Genomic DNA, 18,952 nt, shown 5'->3' on the forward strand with positions numbered 1-18,952 from the left:
CTGCATTCGAGGATCGACCGTGCCGTCTGACGCCATCTGGGCCTGGAGCATCATCGTCGTCGCGACCGCCTGCGTCATCATCCGGCCGTTTCGCCTGCCCGAGGCGATCTGGGCCGTGATCGGCGCCGGCGCACTCGTGCTGTTTGGCTTGCTGCCGTGGCAGGAGGCTTTGACCGGCATCGAGAAAGGCCTCGACGTCTATCTCTTCCTGATCGGCATGATGCTGATCGCCGAGCTGGCGCGGCTCGAAGGCCTGTTCGATTATCTCGCCGCGCTTGCGGTGGAATATGCCCGCGGCTCGCCGCAGCGGCTGTTCCTGCTGGTCTATCTCGTCGGCACGCTGGTGACGGTGCTGCTCTCCAACGATGCCACCGCGATCGTGCTGACGCCGGCCGTCTATGCCGCGACGCGCGCGGCCGGCGCCAAGCCGCTGCCTTACCTGTTCGTCTGCGCCTTCATCGCCAACGCCGCAAGCTTCGTGCTGCCGATCTCCAATCCCGCCAATCTCGTCGTCTTCGGCGCGCGCATGCCGCACCTGACGGAATGGCTGCGCCTGTTCGCCTTGCCCTCGGCGGCGTCAATCCTGCTGACCTACATCGTGCTGCGCCTGACCCAGCACCGCGCGCTGAAGGAGGAGACGATCGCGCGCAGCGTGCCGCATCCCAAGCTCGGACGCGGCGGCAAGCTCACGGCCCTCGGCATCGTCGCGATCGGCATCATGCTGGTCACGGCGTCGGCGCTGGACAAGCAGCTCGGCCTGCCGACCTTCATCTGCGGCGTGGTGACGGCTGCGATCGTGCTGCTGATCAGCCGGCAGTCGCCGTTGCCGATGCTGCACGGCGTCTCCTGGAGCGTGCTGCCGCTGGTCGGCGGACTCTTTGTCATGGTGGAAGCGCTGGTGAAGACCGGCGTGATCGCGCAGCTCAGCGCGCTCTTGCATCAGGCGGTGGCGCAGTCCGTGCCGAAAGCGGCCTGGAGTGTCGGCATTGCCACCGCGATCGCCGACAACATCGCCAACAACTTACCCGTCGGCCTCGTCGCCGGCTCGGTTGCCGCCAGCGATCACCTGCCCGCGCCGGTGGTCAGCGCGATCCTGATCGGCGTCGATCTCGGCCCCAATCTGTCGGTCACCGGCTCGCTCGCCACCATTCTCTGGCTGGTGGCGCTCCGGCGCGAGAAGATCGAGGTCGGCGCCTGGCCGTTCCTCAAGCTCGGCCTGCTGGTGACGCCGCCGGCCCTGATCGCGGCGTTGGCCGCCGCGATCAGATAGCACTCGTCTTCAGTCGTTCTCGTAGCCGTAGACTTCCGGCAGGATGAAGATTGCGGCGAGCAATCCGATCAGCGGGAAGATCGCGACCATCAGCGTGGCATTGGCCTGTCCGATCGCGGCGAACACCGTCGGGAACAGGAAGATCGCCAGGAACGACGGCAGCTTCACGAACATGTAGGCAAAGCCGCTCGCGGTGCCGCGATATTGCGGACGGGCGACCATGGTCGGGATGGTCATGCAGTTCGAGGCGTCCCAGTAGTGGCCCCACAGCATGCCGGCCGCGGCGAAGGGCAGCAGCATCTTGTTGTCGGTGTAGAGCGCGAACGCGGCGACCAGCAGCGATACCAGCACGATGGAGAAGCCCGCGATGGAGATGCCGCGATGGCCGATTTTCGGCGTCAGCAGCGGCCCGACCCATCCCGACAGCGCTGCGAAGGAAAACAGCGCCATTGTCACCAGGTTGATGCCGAGCACGCTCGACACGCCGACCATCACGAACAGCACCGGCAGGTAGAACGCGAAGGTCGAGAATTCGCTGGCCTGCGCGAAACAGGCGATCCAGCCATACAACGTGGCGCGCCAGCGGATCGGATCCTTCCTGAGATCGGCGAGGAACGCGCGGGTGCTGGTCTTCGGCACCTCCACGTCCCGATCCGGCAGCATGTCGAGATTGTCGTTGAACATCTCGCGCGCGACCTGCTTGGCCTCGCGGTAGCGCCCCTTCTGCACCAGCCACACCGCCGTCTCCGGCACGTCGTGACGCATGATCAGGATGATCAGCGCCGGCACCGCACCCAGACCGAGCGTCACGCGCCACAGCATCTCGTGGTTCATGTCGACCAGGAGGAAGATCACGATGACGCCGATGGTCAGCACTTCGCCGACGGCGAACATGAACTGCCAGCGGTTGCCCATGACCTCGCGCTCGCCCTTGGCCATGGATTCCATGATGTAGGTGTAGCCGGTCGAGATGTCGGAGCCGAGCGGGATGCCGAGCAGGAAGCGGATCACGACGAGCCAGCCGACGCTGGGCACGAAGGCCTGCGCCAGCGCCAGCACGATGAACAGCACCATCGTCACCAGGAACATGACGCGGCGGCCGATCTTGTCGGACAGCCAGCCGCCGAGCAGCGCGCCGATCAGCGCACCGCCCTGCGTGCCGGCAGCGGCCAGGCCCAGCATCAGCGGATCGGGATTGTACTGTTCCTTGATGAAGATCAGCACGAAGGCGATCGAATAGAGGTCCCAGGCCTCGACCAGGATCGAGGCCATCATCAGCCAGCCGACCTTGTTGCCCTTGGGACTGTAATTCGTGATGAGGTAGCGGACCGCGGCTTCGCTCACGGTCGCTTGTGGCATCGCCATCGTTGACATTCTTCTTCCTTTCTTCAGAACTCTCCAAAGCGCGATGAGATCAGGATCTCATCGCGCTTCAGCTTGTTGTTTTGAGCATGATCCTTTCGGAGAACCGCTGCACACTTCTCCGGATCATGCTCTACGCGCCGAGCAGCGGCTCGATGCTGCAATCGAGCAGGCGCGGATCGATCCCCGCCTCCATCCCTGAGAACATCTCGCCCATGTAGTCGATCAACGCGTCGCTCGCCTTCACCGCGTCCTCGACGCGGCGGTTGGCGACGGCTGCAAGAATGGCGAGATGGTGATCGATCGTGCCTGACAGATCCGCCTGCCCCGGCATGAAGCGATGGTGGATGTAGCCGATGCGCCGATACAGCGTGTGCAGCGGCCGCAGCGTGTGCACCAGGAACGGCTCGCCGGCGGCCTCCAGCACCAGCGCGTCGATGCGGCGGTCGAGGCTGTTGAACTCGTCGAGTGTCAGGCTAGCGCGACGTTCGCGTAACAAACGCTCGATGTGCAGCGCCTGATTGCGGTGGGAAAGACTGGCGCGATCCGCCGCGAGGCGAATGACGAAACGCTCCATGTCGCGGCGTAAGGCCAGCAGCATGCGTTCGCGCGCCAGATCGATCGGCGCGATGGTGAGGCCGTGACGGGGCCGGATGATGATGAGGGTGTCAGCGGAGAGACGATTGACGGCGTGATGCACCGGCGTGCGGCCGAAACCGGTGATTTGCTGCAATTCCTGCATGGTCATGAACTGGCCGGGCTTGAGCTCGCAATGAACCAGGAGCTCTTCGATCCTTTGATAGGCCAACTCGAAGAAGTTGAGACGGTTGCTACGGGAGCGCCGGCCACCGCCGTCATCCTCGTCCTTCACCACCTCGAGCGCGCGCTTGCGTCGTGCCATGTCGTCCTCCCGTCAGCCCGCGCTCTCGTTGCAGGATGGCGCCCTATTGTGGCACCCTTAAAACATGTTGTGATATATTACAAGCAGGCGTAAGACGTCGGCACGATCTGCAACATGTTGCAGCGCAAAATGAGACGTCGGGTGCGAAGCGCCTTTCGATGGGAGGAGAGTTGCCGTGAAGATCACATCGATCGAGACACTACGCACCGAGGAATTTTCCAACGTCATCTGGGTCCGCATCCACACCGACACGGGTCTGATCGGTCTCGGCGAAACCTTCTACGGCGCGGGCGCGGTCGAAGCGCAGATCCACGACACCTTTGCCGGCCGCCTGCTCGGCCGCAATCCCCTGCACATCGAAGCGATCCATCGCGACATGCTGAACCTGCCGATGGCGCAGTCCTCCACCGGGGTCGAGTACCGTGCGGCGTCCGCGATCGACATCGCGCTGTGGGACCTGTTCGGCAAGGTCTGCAATCAGCCGGTGCACCAGATGCTCGGCGGCCTCTGCCGCGACAAGCAGCGCATCTACAACACGTGCGCCGGCACGCAATATGTGCGCTCGACCAATATCAGCCCGGTGGCCAATTGGAATCTCGGCGCCTCTAAGGGCCCTTACGAGGATCTCGACGGCTTCATGAACCACGCCGATGCGCTCGCCGAGAGCCTCCTGGAGAGCGGCATCTCCGCGATGAAGATCTGGCCGTTCGATCCCGCAGCGCAGGAGAACAAGGGCCTCTACATCACCGCCGCACAGATGAAGCAGGCGATCGAGCCGTTCGAGAAGATCCGCAAAGCCGTCGGCGACAAGATGGAGATCATGGTCGAGCTCCATTCGCTTTGGAATCTGCCGACGGCCAAGCAGATCGCGCGTGCGCTCGAGCCCTACAAGCCGACCTGGTACGAAGACCCGATCCGCATGAACTCGCCGCAGGCGCTGGCCGAATATGCCCGCTCGACCGACGTCTGGGTCTGCGCCAGCGAGACGCTGGGCTCGCGCTTCCCCTACAAGGACATGCTCGACCGCGACGCCATGCACGTGGTGATGGCGGATCTGTGCTGGACCGGCGGTCTCACCGAAGGCCGCAAGATCGCCGCGATGGCCGAGACCTATCACCGGCCCTTCGCACCGCACGATTGCATCGGCCCGATCGGCTTCATCGCCGCCATCCACATGTCGTTCAGCCAGCCCAACACCCTGATCCAGGAATCGGTGCGCGCCTTCTACAAAGGCTGGTACAATGAGCTCGTCACCACGATGCCCGTGATCAAGGACGGCTATGTCTTCCCGATGGAAGGCCCCGGCCTCGGCGTCGATCTCCTGCCTGCCGTCTTCGAGCGCACCGATCTCACCGTGCGCCGCTCCAACGTCTGAGGAATTCTTGAGATGAGCACCTCCCTCTTCGATCTCTCCGGCCGCACCGCGCTCGTGACCGGCTCCTCCCGCGGCCTCGGCCGTGCCATTGCCGAGGGCATGGCCAAGGCCGGCGCCAGGATCATCATCAACGGCGTCGATCCCAAGCGGGTCGAGCAGGCCGTCGCCGAGTTCCGTGCCGCCGGTCATCAGGCCGAGGGCGCCGCCTTCAACGTCACCGACGAGCCCGCCATCGTCGCCGCGTTCGAGCGCTTCGATCGCGAAGGGCTCGCGGTAGACATCCTCGTCAACAATGCCGGCATCCAGCACCGCAAGCCGCTGGTGGAATTCACCACCGACGAATGGCGCAAGGTGATCGAGACCAACCTCACCAGCGCCTTCGTGATCGGCCGCGAGGCGGCCAAGCGCATGATCCCGCGCAAGCACGGCAAGATCATCAATATCGGCTCGCTCGGCAGCGAGCTCGCCCGCCCCACCATCGCGCCCTACACCGCCGCCAAGGGCGGCATCAAGAACCTGACCCGTTCGATGGCGGTGGAATGGGCCCAGCACGGCATCCAGGCCAACGCGATTGGCCCCGGCTACATGCTGACCGACATGAATGAGGCGCTGGTCAACAACGCCGATTTCAATAGCTGGCTGATGGGCCGCATCCCCTCCAAGCGCTGGGGCAAGCCGGATGAGTTGGTGGGCGCCGCGATCTTCCTCGCCTCCGATGCGTCCACCTACGTCAACGGCCAGATCATCTATGTCGATGGCGGCATGATCGCCGCGATGTAATCGCGAAGCCCAGGGAGCAAGCCATGCGCGCCGTCGTCATCCACGCCCCGAAGGACCTGCGAATCGACAATTATGCCGATCCGGCCCCCGGCCCCGGCGAGGTCCGCGTCAAGATCGCCAATGGCGGGATCTGCGGCTCCGACCTGCACTACTACCATCACGGCGGCTTCGGCGTCGTGCGGATCCAGCAGCCGATGGCGCTGGGTCACGAGATCGCCGGCGTCGTTGCCGACGTGGGTGCCGGCGTCACCAGCGTCAAGCCGGGCACACGCGTCGCGGTCAACCCGAGCAAGCCGTGCGGGGCGTGCCTGCATTGCCAGGAAGGCATGCGCAACCAGTGCCTCGACATGCGCTTCCTCGGCAGCGCGATGCGCTTTCCCCATGTGCAGGGCGGCTTTCGCGAGTTCATCACGGTCGATGCCACGCAGGCCGTGCCGATCTCGGACAAGCTGTCCCTGGCGGAAGCCGCGGTCGCCGAGCCGCTCGCGGTGTGCCTGCATGCCGGCAAGCAGGCCGGTCCCCTGCTCGGCAAGCGCGTGCTGATCACCGGCTGCGGTCCGATCGGCGCGCTGATGATCTTGGTCTCGCGTTTCGGCGGCGCGTCCGAGATCGTCGTCACCGATGTGGCCGAGGCGCCGCTCGCGGTCGCGAAAAAGCTCGGCGCCTCGCATGCCATCAACGTCGCGACCAATGCCACCGCGCTCGATCCCTGGCGCGCCGGTAAGGGCGTGTTCGACACACTGTTCGAAGCCTCCGGCAACCAGGCAGCGCTCCGCACCGCGCTCGACGTGCTCCGGCCCGGCGCGACGCTGGTGCAGCTCGGCCTCGGCGGCGAGATGACGCTGCCGATCAACTCGATCGTCGCCAAGGAATTGCAGCTCCGCGGCACCTTCCGCTTCGATCCCGAGTTCGAGCTCGCGGTGCGCCTGATGGGCGAAGGCCTGATCGACGTCAAGCCGCTGATCACGGCCACCATGCCCTTCGAGAACGCGGTCGCCGCCTTCGAGCTCGCCAGCGATCGCTCGCAGTCGATGAAGGTGCAGCTCACGTTCTGAGCGCGGCACGTCTTGCTTCACCTCTCCCGTAGGGAGAGGTGGCGACCAACGCCGGGAAAATTTCACGACGTTGCACTGCGGCAAGTCGGGAACGCTTCCCGCCGCCGGCGTTCTGCCCTTTAATGAGGCGCGACAAGTCCGTTCGCGCCAGGTGCAAGCCGATGTGGAATCGCCCGAGATTCGATCTCAAGGTCCGTCTGACGCTGCGCGTGGCCGCGATATCGGCCGCCTGCTTCGCCGCAATCTCCACCTATTTCCTCGTCACCGCCGATAGCGCCGCGCATGCGCGCATCGACGGGATCGCCGCCATCGTGGCCAAGACGCTGGAGCTACAGCAAGGCAAGGTGCAGTGGGCGCCGAGCCCCCGCTCCGACTTTCCGAATCTCGACCCGGTGTGGGCCCATGTGATGACGCCCGGCCTCTGTCTCGGATTCCGTGGGCCGGGCGGCGAGATGCTGCAGCGTTTCTGCAGCGGCGCGCCTGCCCCGGCAAGTCCGCCGCCGCAAGCCTTCGCCGCCTTCTATCGCAGCCTGTTCGACCCCGGCCGCGAGGCGGCGCGGCCCGTGATCGTGCGCGGAACCAGGCTCGGCGAGACCGTGGTCTCGGTCGACCCGGCGGTGCAGACGGCGGAGGCCTGGCACGAGGCCGGCCGCCTGATGATCGCGCTTGCGATCGCGCTACCGCTGCTCTGCGCGCTGGTCTATGCCGCACTGGCCCGCGCCCTGCGCCCCACCCGCATGATCGGCAGCGGCCTCGAACGCATCGCCGCCGGCGACCTCAGCACCCGGCTGCCGCCGTTCGACCTCGCCGAGCTCTCCGCCATCCGCGACGTCTTCAACCATCTCGCCGAAAGCCTCGACACCGCGCTCGCCGAGCGCAGCGAGCTGACGCGGAAGCTGATTGCGCTCCAGGACGAGGAGCGCCGTCATCTCGCCCGCGAGCTGCATGACGAATTCGGCCAGTCGCTCGCCGCGATCCGCGCGCTGGCCGCATCCGCCCGCCAGACTGCGGCGCAGGACTGTCCCGACCTGCTCGGCGAATGCGACAGCATTGCCCGCACCGCGACCGGCATGATGGAGACGCTGCGCGGTGCGCTGTTCCGGTTGCGGCCGCCCGATGTCGACGAGCTTGGCCTCGTCGCCAGCCTCGAAGGCCTGGTCTCGGGGTGGAACGGCCGCAGCCGCGGTCAGCCCCGTTTCGAGATCCGGTTCGACGGCGCTTTCGACAGCGTGCCCGCCGACGTCAGTGCCAATCTCTATCGGATCGTGCAGGAAGCGCTCACCAACGCGGCCAAGCATGCCGGCGCAACGAAGGTCAGCCTGCATCTGACGATGGCCGACAGCGAGATCGCGCTCGCGATCGAGGACGATGGCCGGCCGATTGAGGCTGCCGCCAAGTCCGGCATGGGCCTGCTCGGCATGCGCGAGCGCGTGGCCGCGCTTCGCGGGCGGCTCAGCTTCGAGACCGGCCCTCACGGCTCCGCGCTGCGCGTCTTCATTCCGCTCGCGGCTGCCGCATCTGGGGCCCTGGAGCACGCGGCATGAGCGCGACGGAGGCCACCATCCTGCTGGTCGACGACCATTCCGTCGTCCGCGAGGGCTATCGCTCGGTGCTCCAGAAACAGCCGGGCTTGCGCGTCATCGCCGAGGCGGCCGACGGAGCGGAAGCCTATCGTCTTTACAAGTCCGAGGCGCCCGACCTCGTCATCATGGACCTCAGCATGCCCGGGATCGGCGGCATCGAGGCCGTCAGGCGGATCAGGCAGTGGGACAAGGCGGCGCGAATCCTCGTCTTCACCATGCACGAGAATGCCGGCTTTGCCGTGCAGGCGATCCGCGCCGGTGCGAGGGGCTACGTCACCAAGACCAGCCCGCCCGAGACCTTGGTGCGCGCGGTCAAGGACGTGCTCGCCGGCAAGATCGCCATCAGCCCCGACATCGACCACGAGCTTGCGCTCAGCCGCATCAGCGGCGAGAGCTTGGCCGCCGACGTGCTGACGCCGCGCGAGTTCGAGGTGCTGCGGCTGCTGCTCGCCGAGAACACGACGGAGGAGATCGCCGAGACGCTGCATGTCAGTCCGAAGACGGTGGCCAACCTGCATTCCCTGATCAAGGACAAGCTCGGCGTCGGCTCCGACATCGAGCTGGTCCGGCTGGCGCTGCGCCAGGGGATTTTGACCGAGGTCGATCTCGGCGAAGCCTGATCGCGGCTCGCCGCAGATCACTCACGCGCGACCACCTGGTCCAGCCACGCGCAGTTGAGCGGCGGCACGCGCGGATCGGCGACGCGCACGCCGCGGGCAGCCGCGTCGAGCCGCATGTCGCGCAACCGCTTGCGCTGCTCTTCCGGCATATTGAGCCGCTCATGCCCCCAGAGCGACGGCCCGTCAAAAGTCTCGTGCGGCTGCCAGGTCTCGGGATCGATGACGCGTGCGCCCCAGCCGTATTCGATGAAGAAGCCGGATGGCGTATTCACGTAGAACGATGTCATGTGGTCGTTGGTGTGCCGGCCCAGCGTGTAGGCGATGCGCCCCTCGTCCATCTGCGCGAGATCGTAGCCCTGCCCGACATCGTCGAGGCAGCCGAGCTCGACCATGAAGTGATGCATCGCCTTCCGCCCCGATCCGACCATCGCAAAGGAATGGTGGCGGCCGTTGACGTGGAAGAAATAGAGCCCGTAAGGCTTCAGCCCGAAATCCGAGACGTGAAAGCCGAGCACGTCGCGATAGAATGGCAACAGCACCTCGACATTCTCCACATTGAGCACGACATGCCCCATGCCGAGCGCTCCGGTGCGGAAGCCCGAGATCGGGCGGCCCGGCCTGAACGGCTCGTCCGCAAGCTCCGGCTTGCAAAAAGCCTCCAGCCGGTTGCCGGCGGGATCGGCAAACGCAATCAGCTCGCCGACATGCCGCTCGTCAGCGAGCGCGCGCGAGCCTCGAACCACCTTGATGCCATGGCTTTCCAGCCGTCCAGCCAACTTGTCCAGTTCGGCGGTCGAAGGAACTTCCCATCCCATCACGGCAAGGCCGGCATCACTGCCGCCGTCGACGATCAGCCGCTGCTTGCGGTCGTCCATGCGGAAGGCCCGCATCTTGCCGCCGCGATCGACCTGCTGCATGCCGAGCAGCCCGGTCGCCATCCGGCTCCACTGGTCGAGCTGGGACGAACTGATTCCGATATAGCCGAGCGCTGCGATTTCCATCGAATTCCTCCCGAAGCATCGCGGTCGCCGAATTCCAGCGAGCTTGATACCGGCCGCGCGCGATCCTACGGTGGCGTTCCGCAATCGCCTCGCGTTCGCAGGTGACAATAAGCGCGCCGCGACGTGCCACAAGGGAGGAAATACGCAGTGTCCAAGGAGCGGACGCGGAACGGCCAGCCGCGGCAGTCCGAGGGCGTCCGCGCCTTCAAGCGCGGGCTCGACGTGCTGCACGAGGTCAACCGTTCCGGCGGCATCCGCGCCGGCGACGTCGCCCGCGCGCTCGACCTGCCCAGGCCCACCGTCTACCGCCTGCTCGAAACCCTGGAGGAGCTCGGCTATATCGCCCGCAGCGCCAGCGACGACCGGTTTCGGGTCACCCGGCGCGCCCTGAGCCTCGGCGACGGCTATGATCCCGGCGTGGTGATCTGCCAGGCGGCGGCGCCTTACCTCGCCGATCTCAGCAAGAAGCTGGTCTGGCCGGTCGATCTCTCGACTTACGAGAACGCGGCGATGGTGGTGCAGGAGACCACGCACTCCCGCAGCCCGCTCTCGATCGATCGCGGCATGATCGGCAAGCGCCTGCCCATGCTGCGCACGTCTGCGGGCCGCGCCTATCTCGCCGCCTGTCCTGCGCGCGAACGCGATCTCATCCTCGATCATCTCCGCCGCATCGACGAGGCCGACGACCGCCCCTTCCTCGATCAGGGCCGGCTCGACCGCATGATCGCCGAGACCGCGGCGCGAGGGTACGCCATCCGAAGCGAGGGCGAATACAATCCCAAGACCGCCTCGATCGCCGTCCCGATCGTGCGGGATGGCGCCGTATTCGGCTGCATCTCGATCATCTGGATCCGCTCGGCGCTGGGCATGGAGGAAGCCATCGCAACCTTTGTCGATCCGATGCGCAGCGCCGCGGCAGCCATCGACGTCGGGGGTGCGGCAACCGCGGGCTAAGCGCGTGTCACCCGAACCGGCAAGGAAGCGAGGCCCCGCAACACGTTGTTGAGGGCCAGCACGGGTTCCCCGATCTCGAAGCAGGCCACGCGCTTCACCAGGGCTTCGAGCAGTGCCGTCATCTCCAGCCGGGCCAGATGAAGGCCCGCGCACATGTGCGTCCCATTGCCGAATCCGAGATGGTCGTTGGCGCGGCGTGTCACGTCGAAGCGTTCCGGATCCTGCCATTTTCGCTCGTCGCGATTGGCCGACGCGTATAGCAGCAGCAGCCGGCTCTCGCGCGGAATGGCGAGGTCCGCAATCGCCGCATCGGCCGCAAGATGGCGTGTGAATCCCCGCACCGGCGATTCCAGCCGTAGCGCCTCGTTGATCGCATTCGGGATCAGGGCCGGATCGTTGCGGACCAGATCCCATTGCGCGGGATGCCGGCCGAACAGCAAGACCAGGTTGGCCGTCGCGAAGATGGTCGTGTCGAGACTCGGCCCGAGATAGTCCCGCATCAGCACCGGGCAGCGCTCGGGCTCGACCTCGCCTCGATCCGCAGCGGCGAAGATGCGGTCGCCCCAGCTGCCGGGACGCAGACGCGTCCTGATCTCTTCGCCACCGAGATAGGCGCGCATCTCCTGAACGTCCTTCAGAGCCGTGCAGCCCCGTTCATTCATGGTGCCGAGCACGTTGAAGGTCGCAGCAGCCCAGCGAAGCATGCTGCCACGGCCATGATCCTCCAGCCCCACGAGCTTGGAGACGATCGTCAGCGGCAGGTGCTGAGCCAGATCCGACACCGCATCGAAGGCGCCGCGGGCGACCAGGTCGTCAACAAGCCGGGCGGCCTCCGCCCTGATCTGCGGCGCAATCTCTTCCAGAGCCCGCGGCAGCAACGGGGCCGCTATGATCGCGCGAAGGCGATCATGCAAGGGCGCATCGCTCGCCAGCGTCGTGCCTCGCGAGATGCTGTTGACGTGGTCGTTGGCCGCAACTCCCTGGGCCGACGAGAACACGGCTGGGTTTCGCAGGGCGGCACGGACGTCGTCGAAGCGAGCCACCGCATGGAGCTCGTGACGCGGCAGCCAGACCACCGCGCCCAGATCGCGAAGGGCCCTGTAGTGCGGATATGGATCGCGCAGGACCTCGTCGCTGTAGAGATCGACGTCGTAGACCGGTTGTCCGGGAATGGCCGGCATCCTTTCTTCTCCCTGTCCGTCCGGAGGCCCGCCTCAGGGCACCGCCACCCATTCGCCCTTCTGGAGCTGACCAAGCGTCAGCGCAGTCTGGTCGAGGCCGGTGTGGTCGTTGGGACCGTAATTGTAGACGCCGCGGGAGCCGGCCAGGCCTTTGAGCCCTTCGATCGCGCTGCGGAGGCCCTCGCGAAATTCGGGGGTTCCGGGCGCGCCCACCTTCAGCGCAGCGGGTGCAGCGCGCTCGATCAGGAGCAGGGCATCGTAGGCGGATCCCGCAAAGATGTTGCGGCTTCCCGCACCGAACTTGCCTTCGTAGCGCTGGATGAATTCAAGTGCGGCCTGCTTGGCTGGATGGCCGTCCGGCAACGAGGCGGCGCCGACGGCCGGGCTCAGCGGCACGAAGATGCCGTCGCCTTGTGCGCCCGTCAGCTTCCGGAAATCTCCGAAAGTGGCGCCGAGCGTGCCGTACACCTTGCCTGCAAATCCCTTCTCACGCAGCTGAAGCAGCGGTAGCGCCGCGGGCGCGCCGGAGGCCGCAATGAGAACGGCGTCGGGATCGGCGGCGACGATCTTGAGGATCTGCCCGACGACGGTGTTATCGGTCCGTGCATATTTCTCGTCGGCGACCAGCGCGATGCCCGCTGCCGCGCACATCTCCGCACTGACCTTGCTCCAGGCGTCACCATAGGAATCGCCGAAACCGATCAGGGCGAGTTTCCGGACGCCGCTCTTCTTCATATGTGCGAACAACGGCGTGGCTTCGTGATCGTCGTTGGTGGTCGTCTTGAATATCCATCGCCTGCGCGCATCGACCGGAGCCACCAGGGCGTTGACGGGGGCAAGCGTGATCACCGGAACCCGGTATTCGACCGCGGGATCGATGACCGCAAAAGATCCGGGCGTCGTGGTCGGGCCGACGAGAATGTCGATGCTGCTGCCCTGAAACAGCTTCCGCATCGCTGCGACCGCCGCGGTGCTGTCCGAGGCTTCGTCGAGAAACAGATAGTTGACCTTGTGGCCCGCGATTTCGCTTGCGCCAAAGCTGGTGCCGTTGCGCTCGGCATTTCCAATCGCGGCAGCCGGGCCGGTCGTGGACAGCAGGATTCCCACGTTGATGTCCGCGGCCGAAGCCGGCGCCACGAACAATTGGATTGCTAGGCACGCCACTCCCGCGCGTTTCAGCATCGTCGCTCCTCCGCGGTTGCCTCAACAGACAACCTGCACTTTTTTTCCTGTGCCTAGGTAACCAAGGCAGGCCGGCTCGAAGTAGCGCCATTGCGAAAGCGTCCGGCTGGCGGACAAGACCGGCTGTGGAGGAGGCTGTCCGCTGGTTGGACACTTGGCACGCCGGCGTTGAAGGGCCGGCCCGTCCTGGGGAAGAGATACCCCATGCAAGATAAATCCATCGCTGAAGAGTATGACGTCGTGATCGTCGGCCGCGGGCCGGTGGGCGCCACGCTCGCCAACCTGCTCGGCCTGTGCGGTGTGCGGACGCTGGTGCTGGAGCGCGAGGCGCGGACCTATCATTTGCCGCGGGCCGTGCATTTCGATGATGAATGCATGCGCGTGTTCCAGACCATCGGGCTTGCCGAAGCGATCCTGCCGCATGTCATTCTCAGCCCCGGCATGCTCTTTCTCGATGCCGCCGGCCGCATGCTGCTGGACTGGTCCCGTCCGCAGACGCCGACGCCGATGGGCTGGCATCTCAGCTATCGCTTCCACCAGCCGGATCTGGAGGACGTGCTGATCGGCGGCCTCGCCCGCTGGCCGCACGTCGCCTTGCGCAGCCGCTGCGATGTGTTCGCGCTCGATCAGGACGAGCACGGCGTGCGCGTCCGTTACGAAGACCTCTCCAACGGAAGGCTCGGCGAGGTCCGCGCCGGCTACGTGATCGGCTGCGACGGCGCCCGCTCCCTGGTGCGCCGCTTCATCGGCTCGGGGATGGACGACCTCGGCTTCCACGAGCGCTGGCTGGTGATCGACGTTCTGCTCAAGCGCGCGCGCGACGACCTCGGCGATTACAGCCTGCAGCATTGCGATCCCAGGCGGCCGGCGACTTACGTGCGCGGCACCGGCACGCGGCGGCGCTGGGAGATCACGGTCCTCGCCGACGAGGACTCGCAGGAGGTCGCGCAACCCGGGAAGGTCTGGGAGCTGCTGTCGCGCTGGATCACGCCCGACGATGCCGAGCTCGAGCGCGCTGCGGTCTACACTTTCCATTCGGTCATCGCGCAGCAATGGCGGAACGGACGATTGCTGCTCGCGGGCGATTCCGCGCACCAGACCCCGCCCTTTCTCGGCCAGGGCATGTGCGCCGGCATCCGCGATGCCGCCAACCTCGCCTGGAAGCTGGCGAGCGTGATCCAGGGCGGCGCCGCGCCCGATCTGCTCGACACCTATCAGAGCGAGCGCCTGCCGCATGTGCGCGAGTTCATCGAGCTCGCCATTCGCCTCGGCGGGGTCATCAACACCAAGGCGATCGAGGCCGGCCTTGCTGCCGGCGAAGCGCGCGAGAACGCGCCGGTCAGGCTGGAGGTGAAGAAGCCGCTGCTCGGCCCCGGACTGGGGTTCGGCGATTTGCCGCTCGCCGGACACCTGGCGCCACAATTCATGCTGAGCGGACACCGCAGCGACGACCGGACCGGCTATCGTCATGTGCTGCTCATCGAGACCGCGGCCGCACTGCCGTCGCGCCTCGCGCTGTCGCAGACCGGGATCGAGATCCTCACCGGCGACGACGCCGAAGGTGTCGGAGACTGGCTGCGCGAGCACGGCATCATCGCCGCACTGGTTCGTCCCGACCGTTACATTCGCGGCACCGCCCGCAACGCGGCCGAGCTCGACCGCCTCATCGCCGCCATCAATCTTGCGACCCACGTGCCGTCCGCGGCCTGATCGAACCAACTTTCAAGGATACCTCATGAAGCTGCTGTCTTTCATCACCGGCGATCGCGCCTCCTTCGGGGCCCTCAAGGACAATGGCGTCGTCGATCTCGGCGCGCGGATGGCGGGGTGCGCCACGCTGCGGCAGCTGCTCGAATCCGGTCGCCTCGCCGAAGCGGCAAGGCTCACCGCATCGGCTGCCCCCGACCATGCGCTCGACAAGGTCAGCTTCGCGCCCGTGATCCCCGATCCCGGCAAGATCATCTGCGTCGGCCTCAATTATCGCGATCACGTCGCCGAGACCGGTCGCACCGTCACGGAGAAGCCGGCGCTGTTTGCGCGCTTCGCCTGCAGCCAGGTCGGCCATCTCCAGCCCATCGTGAAACCAGGGGTGAGCGACGACTTCGACTACGAAGGCGAGCTCGCGCTCGTCATCGGCAAGGCTGGCCGTCACATCCCGGCCGGCCGCGCGCTCGACCATGTCGCCGGCTATTCCTGCTACAACGAAGGCAGCATCCGCGACTGGCAGCGCCACACCAGCCAATTCCTCGCCGGCAAGACCTTTGCCGAGAGCGGCAGTTTCGGTCCGTGGCTGGTGACGACCGACGAGATTCCGGATCCGTCAAAGCTCACCTTGCAGACCCGGCTCAACGGCAACATCGTGCAGGACACCACGACGGATCTCCTGATCACCGCCATCCCCGAGCTGATCGCCTACATCTCCACGATCTGCCCGCTCGTGCCCGGCGACGTCATTGTCACGGGCACGCCGGGCGGTGTCGGCGCCAAGCGCACGCCGCCCTTGTGGATGCGCCCCGGCGACACCGTCGAAGTCGAGATCTCCGGCATCGGCACCTTGCGCAACACGGTGATCGCCGAACCGGCCTGATCGCCAAGACCGATCAATCAACGATAAACCCAAGGAAACGTCATGGGCACGACCCGCACCAGCTCCGCGGCCGCTGTACTGATCACACTCGCGCTCGCGCCCCTCCCCGCGCGGGCCGAGATCAAGGGCGAAGCCATCCGCATCGGCGTCCTCACCGACATGAACGGCGTGTTCGCGACCGCCATGGGCCCGGGCTCGGTCGAGGCGGCGCGGATGGCCGCCGAAGAGTTCGGCGGCAAGATCAACGGCAAGCCGATCGAGATCCTGCAGGCCGATCACCAGAACAAGCCGGATCTCGCTGCATCGCTGGCGCGAAAATGGTTCAGCGACGGGGTCCAGGCCATCGCCGATGGCGGCAGCTCCGGCGCGGCGCTGGCGGTGCAGGAGCTGGTGCGCGGCAACGGCAAGATATTCCTCATCTCCGGCGCCGGCGCGAACCAGCTGACCGATGAAGCATGCGCCCCGACCAGCGTGCAATGGACCCAGGACGCCTATTCCACCGCCACCGCCGTGGTCTCCGGCATCATGCAGACCAGCAAGGAGCCCTGGTTCTTCATCACCGGCGATTACGCCTTCGGCCATTCGATCGAGGTAACCGCGCGCGAGCGCATCGCCGCCCTCGGCGGCAAGGTCGCCGGCAGCGTCAAGGCGCAACTCGGCACGCCTGACTACAGCTCTTTCCTGCTTCAGGCGCAGTCGTCGGGCGCCAAGATCCTGGCCATCAACGTCGCCGGCGACAATGCGACTGCGATCAAGCAGGCCGAGGAGTTCGGGCTCGCCAGCCAGGGCATGAAGATCGTGCCGATGTCGTTCCAGAACGTCGACATCGAGGCGGTCGGGCTCAAGGCGACGCGCGGTGATCTCATCGTCACCTCGTTCTTCGAGGACGTCTCGCCGGCCGCCCGGAAATTCTCCGATGCGTTCTATGGCCGCCGCAAGGCGATGCCCTCGCAAATCCAGGCCGGCGTTTACTCCGCCGTGCGCCATTATTTGCAGGCGATCAAGGACACCGATTCCGACGACAGCGCGACCGTTATGGCGAAGATGAAGGAGACGCCGGTGTCGGACGCCTACACCACCAACGGCCGCATCCGCGAGGACCAGCGCATGGTGCACGATCTCTATCTGGTCCAGGTCAAGACGCCGGAGGAATCGAAAGGCCCGTGGGACTTCGTCAAGCTGGTCGCAACGATCCCGCCCGACCAGGCCTTTCGTCCGCTCGACCGCAGCAAATGCGGCCTGGTCGGCAAATAGCGCCAGGCCTGGATTCCCGGTCATGATGATCCGCGCTCGATGCCCTCGGCGCGCGCAACCGCATCCCGGTCGGGCAGCCGAACGCCGATCCAGTCAGTAGAGATTGGCAGTTCCATGATCGATGACCGCTTGAACGTCCGCTTCCGTCTCGCCTGATCGCGAGTGAGTCGCGATCGCGTGGGCCAGCGATGGCAAGGTCGATCGATCGGGCCAATGCTCGAGGTCCCAGAGTCTCGAACGGAGCACACATTTCGGACAATGTAGGAACACCTCGCGCACGTCGATGATGAGGATCAAGTTCGGTGGCTTGCCATTAACGGCAAAACGCGCTTGCAGCGCACAATCACGGACGATTTTTCCGATCCCGCTGATGCGTAGCGTGTCGCCATGGCCAGGGATCATGAAGATCAGCCCTATTTCGGGATGCGCCAGCAAATTCTCGAACGTGTCGAGGCGATTATTTCCCACTCGATCTGGAATCGCCAGCGTCTTCTCGTCGAGTACCCCGACGAAGCCGGCTGGATCGCCCTTGGGTGAGACGTCTATCCGGCCGTCGCTCCCACGAGAAGCCACGACCACGAACGGGCAAGCCGCAATGAACCGGCGGCATATCTCGTCAACGTGGTCGATGACTTTGTTGCTCGCACGAAAGCTCGGCGGATTGCAAACTTCGCGCAAGCGCTCCTGCGTCGTAATGATTTCTTCGTATCTTCGTGACATTTCGATTTCCGACACCACGCTACTCCGGTTTGATCTGGGCGGTGCGGATCACATGCCCCCAGCGCTCAGTCTGCTCGGCGATGAGCTTGGCGAACTCGGCCGGGGAGCCCTGTAACGGCGCCCCCCCGAGGTCCATCAGCCGCGCCTGGATAGCGGTATCCGACAGACCCGCATTGATCTCGGCGTTCAGCCGCTCGACAATCTGAATTGGCGTGTGTCGGGGCGCTCCAATGCCGACCCAGCCGACCGACTCGTAACCCGGCACGGTCTCCGCGACAGCAGGAATGTCAGGCAAAGCTGAAGACCGGGTCACGGTTGTCACCGCCAGCGCGCGCAGCTTGCCCGACTTGACGTGTTCGAGCGACGAGACGATCGGATCGAACGCCATCTGGATTTCGCCTCGCAGAAGGTCGGACAACATCGCTGCGGAGCCGCGATAGCGCACATGCACCACGTCGATGCCGGTCATCATCTTGAACAGCTCGCCCGCCATGTGCTGCGGGCTGCCGTTGCCCGCGGACCCAAAATTCAGTTTGCCCGGATTGGCCTTGGCGTGAGCAATCAGCTCGGACACGGTGCCTGCCGGAATGGATGGATGCACCGCCATGACGAGCGGATTGCGCATGATCCCGCCGACCGGCGCGATATCGCGGATGAAGTTGAAGCTGAGCTTCTCGTAGAGAGTGGCATTGATGGCGTTGAACGATCCAGCCAGCAGGAGTGTGTGGCCGTCCGCCGCCGACGTCACCACCGCCTCGGTCCCGATATTGCCGCCCGCGCCCGGCCGGTTTTCAATGGTGCAGGGCTGTCCAAGGCGCTCCGACAACCAATGACCGATCAACCGTGCGCTGACGTCGGCAGCGCCTCCGGCGGCTTGCGGCACAATCAAGCGGATTGGCCGCGCCGGGTACGTCTCTGCTCGTGCGGTCGTTCCCAGGACCGGCAGAGCGGCAATCCCCGCGGCGAGTTGAAGCAGTCTACGGCGCGCAATGGTCATGAGCTGGGCCCTTTTTGCTGCAACACTATCGCGATACTTGTGCCATGCCCTCGGCATGACCGCTTTGCGAACGGCTTACTTTTTCCTTACCTTGGCCTTCATTCGACGGGCTCGGTGGCATGCCTTTGCT

Annotated in this window: 17 protein-coding genes; 10 read left to right on the plus strand and 7 right to left on the minus strand. The window is 65.6% G+C overall.

What is annotated here, in order from left to right; genetic code table 11:
- Positions 1-19: 19 nt before the first annotated feature.
- Complete coding sequence (locus BDOA9_RS25985) at positions 20-1,270, plus strand: arsenic transporter (RefSeq protein WP_025036885.1); 1,251 nt, start codon at positions 20-22, stop codon at positions 1,268-1,270.
- Positions 1,271-1,279: 9 nt separating this feature from the next.
- Here the strand turns inward: BDOA9_RS25985 and BDOA9_RS25990 are convergent, their stop codons facing one another.
- Both BDOA9_RS25990 and BDOA9_RS25995 read right to left on the minus strand, forming a co-directional pair.
- Complete coding sequence (locus BDOA9_RS25990; protein WP_025036886.1) at positions 1,280-2,644, minus strand: MFS transporter; 1,365 nt, start codon at positions 2,642-2,644, stop codon at positions 1,280-1,282.
- Between the two features lie 121 nt (positions 2,645-2,765).
- Positions 2,766-3,533, minus strand: coding sequence for a GntR family transcriptional regulator (locus BDOA9_RS25995; RefSeq protein ID WP_025036887.1), 768 nt, complete (start codon positions 3,531-3,533; stop codon positions 2,766-2,768).
- 175 nt (positions 3,534-3,708) lie between these two features.
- Between BDOA9_RS25995 and BDOA9_RS26000 the strand changes: the two genes are divergently transcribed.
- The 5 genes from BDOA9_RS26000 to BDOA9_RS26020 all read left to right on the plus strand — a co-directional run bounded on the left by BDOA9_RS26000 (position 3,709) and on the right by BDOA9_RS26020 (position 8,946).
- On the plus strand, positions 3,709-4,908 hold the full coding sequence (locus BDOA9_RS26000; RefSeq protein WP_025036888.1) for a mandelate racemase/muconate lactonizing enzyme family protein: 1,200 nt from the start codon (positions 3,709-3,711) through the stop codon (positions 4,906-4,908).
- 12 nt (positions 4,909-4,920) lie between these two features.
- Positions 4,921-5,688, plus strand: coding sequence for a glucose 1-dehydrogenase (locus BDOA9_RS26005; protein ID WP_025036889.1), 768 nt, complete (start codon positions 4,921-4,923; stop codon positions 5,686-5,688).
- 23 nt (positions 5,689-5,711) lie between these two features.
- Positions 5,712-6,743 carry an L-idonate 5-dehydrogenase gene (locus BDOA9_RS26010; protein ID WP_025036890.1) on the plus strand — a complete coding sequence of 344 codons (1,032 nt, stop codon included), beginning with the start codon at positions 5,712-5,714 and terminating at the stop codon, positions 6,741-6,743.
- 161 nt (positions 6,744-6,904) lie between these two features.
- Positions 6,905-8,287 (plus strand): sensor histidine kinase, encoded by a 1,383-nt coding sequence (locus tag BDOA9_RS26015; protein ID WP_025036891.1) that lies wholly within the window; start codon positions 6,905-6,907, stop codon positions 8,285-8,287.
- Entirely contained in the window at positions 8,284-8,946 is a 663-nt protein-coding gene (locus BDOA9_RS26020) for a response regulator (RefSeq protein WP_025036892.1), read from the plus strand. The genes BDOA9_RS26015 and BDOA9_RS26020 overlap by 4 nt, the downstream gene beginning before the upstream one ends.
- A gap of 17 nt (positions 8,947-8,963) precedes the next feature.
- On the opposite strand, the gene BDOA9_RS26025 is transcribed toward BDOA9_RS26020, so the two are convergent.
- Complete coding sequence (locus BDOA9_RS26025; protein WP_025036893.1) at positions 8,964-9,947, minus strand: VOC family protein; 984 nt, start codon at positions 9,945-9,947, stop codon at positions 8,964-8,966.
- A gap of 147 nt (positions 9,948-10,094) precedes the next feature.
- On the opposite strand from BDOA9_RS26025, the gene BDOA9_RS26030 reads away from it, so the two are divergent.
- A complete protein-coding gene (locus BDOA9_RS26030) occupies positions 10,095-10,901 on the plus strand; it encodes a DNA-binding transcriptional regulator (RefSeq protein ID WP_025036894.1) in 807 nt (268 codons plus the stop codon).
- On the opposite strand, the gene BDOA9_RS26035 is transcribed toward BDOA9_RS26030, so the two are convergent.
- Both BDOA9_RS26035 and BDOA9_RS26040 read right to left on the minus strand, forming a co-directional pair.
- Positions 10,898-12,082 (minus strand): cytochrome P450, encoded by a 1,185-nt coding sequence (locus BDOA9_RS26035; protein WP_025036895.1) that lies wholly within the window; start codon positions 12,080-12,082, stop codon positions 10,898-10,900. The genes BDOA9_RS26030 and BDOA9_RS26035 overlap by 4 nt on opposite strands.
- A 33-nt stretch (positions 12,083-12,115) precedes the next feature.
- Positions 12,116-13,189 (minus strand): ABC transporter substrate-binding protein, encoded by a 1,074-nt coding sequence (locus BDOA9_RS26040; protein ID WP_244521526.1) that lies wholly within the window; start codon positions 13,187-13,189, stop codon positions 12,116-12,118.
- A 279-nt stretch (positions 13,190-13,468) separates the two neighbouring features.
- On the opposite strand from BDOA9_RS26040, the gene mhpA reads away from it, so the two are divergent.
- From mhpA to BDOA9_RS26055, 3 genes are read left to right on the plus strand one after another with little or no spacing between them, the layout of a single operon-like run.
- A complete protein-coding gene (gene mhpA / locus BDOA9_RS26045) occupies positions 13,469-14,974 on the plus strand; it encodes a bifunctional 3-(3-hydroxy-phenyl)propionate/3-hydroxycinnamic acid hydroxylase MhpA (RefSeq protein WP_025036897.1) in 1,506 nt (501 codons plus the stop codon).
- A 25-nt stretch (positions 14,975-14,999) separates the two neighbouring features.
- Complete coding sequence (locus tag BDOA9_RS26050; protein ID WP_025036898.1) at positions 15,000-15,851, plus strand: fumarylacetoacetate hydrolase family protein; 852 nt, start codon at positions 15,000-15,002, stop codon at positions 15,849-15,851.
- A 42-nt stretch (positions 15,852-15,893) separates the two neighbouring features.
- Positions 15,894-17,105: an ABC transporter substrate-binding protein gene (locus tag BDOA9_RS26055; RefSeq protein WP_025036899.1), complete on the plus strand. Its 1,212-nt coding sequence runs from the start codon at positions 15,894-15,896 to the stop codon at positions 17,103-17,105.
- A gap of 93 nt (positions 17,106-17,198) precedes the next feature.
- On the opposite strand, the gene BDOA9_RS26060 is transcribed toward BDOA9_RS26055, so the two are convergent.
- Positions 17,199-17,840, minus strand: coding sequence for an MSMEG_1061 family FMN-dependent PPOX-type flavoprotein (locus BDOA9_RS26060; RefSeq protein WP_244521527.1), 642 nt, complete (start codon positions 17,838-17,840; stop codon positions 17,199-17,201).
- Positions 17,841-17,844: 4 nt separating this feature from the next.
- Positions 17,845-18,822 (minus strand): Bug family tripartite tricarboxylate transporter substrate binding protein, encoded by a 978-nt coding sequence (locus tag BDOA9_RS26065; RefSeq protein WP_025036901.1) that lies wholly within the window; start codon positions 18,820-18,822, stop codon positions 17,845-17,847.
- Positions 18,823-18,952: the final 130 nt, after the last annotated feature.

The sequence above is a fragment of the Bradyrhizobium sp. DOA9 genome (genome assembly GCF_000617845.2).
Classification (GTDB): Bacteria; Pseudomonadota; Alphaproteobacteria; order Rhizobiales; family Xanthobacteraceae; genus Bradyrhizobium.

Coding starts and splice junctions, on each gene's coding strand:
- BDOA9_RS25990 (WP_025036886.1), bottom strand. CDS start 2,644: ATGTCAACGATGGCGATGCCACAAGCGACCGTGAGCGAAGCCGCGGTC.
- BDOA9_RS25995 (WP_025036887.1), bottom strand. CDS start 3,533: ATGGCACGACGCAAGCGCGCGCTCGAGGTGGTGAAGGACGAGGATGAC.
- BDOA9_RS26005 (WP_025036889.1), top strand. CDS start 4,921: ATGAGCACCTCCCTCTTCGATCTCTCCGGCCGCACCGCGCTCGTGACC.
- BDOA9_RS26010 (WP_025036890.1), top strand. CDS start 5,712: ATGCGCGCCGTCGTCATCCACGCCCCGAAGGACCTGCGAATCGACAAT.
- BDOA9_RS26015 (WP_025036891.1), top strand. CDS start 6,905: ATGTGGAATCGCCCGAGATTCGATCTCAAGGTCCGTCTGACGCTGCGC.
- BDOA9_RS26020 (WP_025036892.1), top strand. CDS start 8,284: ATGAGCGCGACGGAGGCCACCATCCTGCTGGTCGACGACCATTCCGTC.
- BDOA9_RS26025 (WP_025036893.1), bottom strand. CDS start 9,947: ATGGAAATCGCAGCGCTCGGCTATATCGGAATCAGTTCGTCCCAGCTC.
- BDOA9_RS26035 (WP_025036895.1), bottom strand. CDS start 12,082: ATGCCGGCCATTCCCGGACAACCGGTCTACGACGTCGATCTCTACAGC.
- mhpA (WP_025036897.1), top strand. CDS start 13,469: ATGCAAGATAAATCCATCGCTGAAGAGTATGACGTCGTGATCGTCGGC.
- BDOA9_RS26050 (WP_025036898.1), top strand. CDS start 15,000: ATGAAGCTGCTGTCTTTCATCACCGGCGATCGCGCCTCCTTCGGGGCC.
- BDOA9_RS26055 (WP_025036899.1), top strand. CDS start 15,894: ATGGGCACGACCCGCACCAGCTCCGCGGCCGCTGTACTGATCACACTC.
- BDOA9_RS26065 (WP_025036901.1), bottom strand. CDS start 18,822: ATGACCATTGCGCGCCGTAGACTGCTTCAACTCGCCGCGGGGATTGCC.